Origin of the sequence: Sodalis sp. (in: enterobacteria) (genome assembly GCF_047607725.1) — a bacterium.
In the GTDB taxonomy this organism is placed as follows: domain Bacteria; phylum Pseudomonadota; class Gammaproteobacteria; order Enterobacterales; family Enterobacteriaceae; genus JBLKSS01.
Genome location: NZ_JBLKSS010000245.1, coordinates 1 through 3650 on the forward strand (window position 1 = coordinate 1; position 3650 = coordinate 3650).

A 3650-nucleotide genomic window follows, 5' to 3' on the forward strand; every position below is an offset into this window, starting at 1 on the left:
CCTCACCATCCCTGCTGAATAACTGTCAATACGGCGCTGGGCGTACGCTTACCAACAAGTTGCATCAGAGACAAGAAAAAAGCCCTCTGCAAGCGCAGAGGGCTTCTTAAATGGATGCCTGGCAGTTCCCTACTCTCGCATGGGGAGACCCCACACTACCATCGGCGCTACGGCGTTTCACTTCTGAGTTCGGCATGGGGTCACAGGTGGGACCACCGCGCTAGTGCCGCCAGGCAAATTCGTTTTCCGCCCCGCTTTCGCCGTGCAGACTGCTCGTGCCCAACCCTCACTTTCGTGACCGTCGGGCGTTATCCGGAGCATCGCTGATTTCGTCTTGTCTCTTGCGCACGCTTTCACGCCCTGCCGCCGCGCCACACGGGGGTGGATGCCCCTTGGCGTTGACTTTCGCTTTCGCTCTGGCTTGCGCACGCTCTCTCAAACAGCTCAGGTGTTGTAAGGTTAAGTCTCACGGGTCATTAGTATCGGTTAGCTCAACGCCTCGCAGCGCTTACACACCCGACCTATCAACGTCATCGTCTTTAACGTCCCTTCAGGAGGCTCAAGGCCTCAGGGAAGACTCATCTCGAGGCAAGTTTCCCGCTTAGATGCTTTCAGCGGTTATCTCTTCCGCACGTAGCTACCGGGCAATGCCATTGGCATGACAACCCGAACACCAGTGGTGCGTCCACTCCGGTCCTCTCGTACTAGGAGCAGCCCCTCTCAATCTTCCAACGCCCACGGCAGATAGGGACCGAACTGTCTCACGACGTTCTAAACCCAGCTCGCGTACCACTTTAAATGGCGAACAGCCATACCCTTGGGACCTACTTCAGCCCCAGGATGTGATGAGCCGACATCGAGGTGCCAAACACCGCCGTCGATATGAACTCTTGGGCGGTATCAGCCTGTTATCCCCGGAGTACCTTTTATCCGTTGAGCGATGGCCCTTCCATTCAGAACCACCGGATCACTAAGACCTGCTTTCGCACCTGCTCGAGCCGTCACTCTCGCAGTCAAGCTAGCTTATGCCTTTGCACTAACCTCACGATGTCCGACCGTGATTAGCTAACCTTCGTGCTCCTCCGTTACACTTTGGGAGGAGACCGCCCCAGTCAAACTACCCACCAGACACTGTCCTCGGCCCGGATAACGGGCCTGAGTGAGAACATCAAACATTAAAGRGTGGTATTTCAAGGTTGGCTCCATGCARACTGGCGTCCACACTTCAAAGCCTCCCACCTATCCTACACATCAAGGCTCAATGTTCAGTGYCAAGCTATAGTAAAGGTTCACGGGGTCTTTCCGTCTTGCCRCGGGTACACCGCATCTTCACGGCGAGTTCAATTTCACTGAGTCTCGGGTGGAGACAGCCTGGCCATCATTACGCCATTCGTGCAGGTCGGAACTTACCCGACAAGGAATTTCGCTACCTTAGGACCGTTATAGTTACGGCCGCCGTTTACMGGGGCTTCGATCAAGAGCTTCTCGCAAGCGATAACCCCATCAATTAACCTTCCGGCACCGGGCAGGCGTCACACCGTATACGTCCACTTTCGTGTTTGCACAGTGCTGTGTTTTTAATAAACAGTTGCAGCCAGCTGGTATCTGCGACTGGCTTCAGCTCGGGGCGCAAGGCYCTCCACCTACGTGCCAGCGTGCCTTCTCCCGAAGTTACGGCACYATTTTGCCTAGTTCCTTCACCCGAGTTCTCTCAAGCGCCTGGGTATTYTCTACCTGACCACCTGTGTCGGTTTGGGGTACGATTCGATGTGACCTGGAGCTTAGAGGCTTTTCCTGGAAGCGTAGCATCAATTCCTTCACCACCGTAGTGGCTCGTCATCACGCCTCAGTGTTAAGAATGAGCGGATTTGCCTGCTCATTCCACCTTCACGCTTGAACCGGGGGACAACCGTCGCCCGGCGAACCTAGCTTTCTCCGTCTCCCCTTCGCAGTCACACCCAGTACAGGAATATTAACCTGTTTCCCATCGACTACGCCTTTCGGCCTCGCCTTAGGGGTCGACTCACCCTGCTCCGATTAACGTTGAACAGGAACCCTTGGTCTTCCGGCGAGCGGGCTTTTCACCCGCTTTATCGTTACTTATGTCAGCATTCGCACTTCTGATACCTCCAGCAGCCCTCACAGGCCACCTCCGCAGGCTTACAGAACGCTCCCCTACCCAACAACACTTACGTGTCGCTGCCGCAGCTTCGGTGCATGGTTTAGCCCCGTTACATCTTCCGCGCAGGCCGACTCGACCAGTGAGCTATTACGCTTTCTTTAAATGATGGCTGCTTCTAAGCCAACATCCTGGCTGTCTGGGCCTTCCCACATCGTTTCCCACTTAACCATGACTTTGGGACCTTAGCTGGCGGTCTGGGTTGTTTCCCTCTTCACGACGGACGTTAGCACCTGCCGTGTGTCTCCCGTGATAACATTCTACGGTATTCGCAGTTTGCATCGGGTTGGTAATCCGGGATGGACCCCTAGCCGAAACAGTGCTCTACCCCCGTAGATGACTTCACGAGGCGCTACCTAAATAGCTTTCGGGGAGAACCAGCTATCTCCCGGTTTGATTGGCCTTTCACCCCCAGCCACAAGTCATCCGCTAATTTTTCAACATTAGTCGGTTCGGTCCTCCAGTTAGTGTTACCCAACCTTCAACCTGCCCATGGCTAGATCACCGGGTTTCGGGTCTATACCCTGCAACTAGACGCCCAGTTAAGACTCGGTTTCCCTACGGCTCCCCTATACGGTTAACCTTGCTACAGAATATAAGTCGCTGACCCATTATACAAAAGGTACGCAGTCACACCCCGAAGGATGCTCCCACTGCTTGTACGTACACGGTTTCAGGTTCTATTTCACTCCCCTCGCCGGGGTTCTTTTCGCCTTTCCCTCACGGTACTGGTTCACTATTGGTCAGTCAGGAGTATTTAGCCTTGGAGGATGGTCCCCCCATCTTCAGACAGGATATCACGTGTCCCGCCCTACTCATCGAGCTCACAACAAGCGCACCTTCGGATAGGGGGCTATCACCCTCTGTCGCCGGACTTTCCAGACCGTTCTCCTGATGCGCAAGCTGATGATGGCTCTGGGCTGTTCCCCGTTCGCTCGCCGCTACTGGGGGAATCTCGGTTGATTTCTTTTCCTCAGGGTACTGAGATGTTTCAGTTCCCCTGGTTCGCTTCGTCAGGCTATGGATTCACCTGACGATGATACAACGAGTTTCCCCATTCGGACATCGCCGGCTGATAACGCTTCATATCAGCTCACCGGCGCTTTTCGCAGATTAGCACGTCCTTCATCGCCTCTGACTGCCTAGGCATCCACCGTGTACGCTTAGTCACTTAACCTCACAACCCTGAGCTGTCTGCCCGCTTTTCGGCTGGCTGCGCGCAGCCAGGGCCGCATTGCGCGGTACTCGGCATCCTCATGGACATCAAATCAAGTCCATTGCGGTGCCTGCGTATCGTGCGCCTTGCCCTGCCACCGCTCGCTCACCCTCGCGTGGTCTGTGAAGACCACGCTGAAACGACAGTGCCTGTCGCGGTACAGTGATAACGCTTACGCGTTATCTCAGGTTTGCTTACTTCGTTTGAGAGACTCGCATACTGAGTTTGCACTTCAGCATGTGTTTCAAATTTTCA

General features: G+C 54.8%; 2 rRNA genes. Both read right to left on the bottom strand.

Features of this window, described 5'->3' with window-relative positions:
* Positions 1-116: 116 nt before the first annotated feature.
* Positions 117-234, bottom strand: a 5S ribosomal RNA gene (gene rrf, locus ACMX3H_RS17590).
* 221 nt (positions 235-455) lie between these two features.
* Positions 456-3356, bottom strand: a 23S ribosomal RNA gene (locus ACMX3H_RS17595).
* Between the last annotated feature and the right edge of the window lie 294 nt (positions 3357-3650).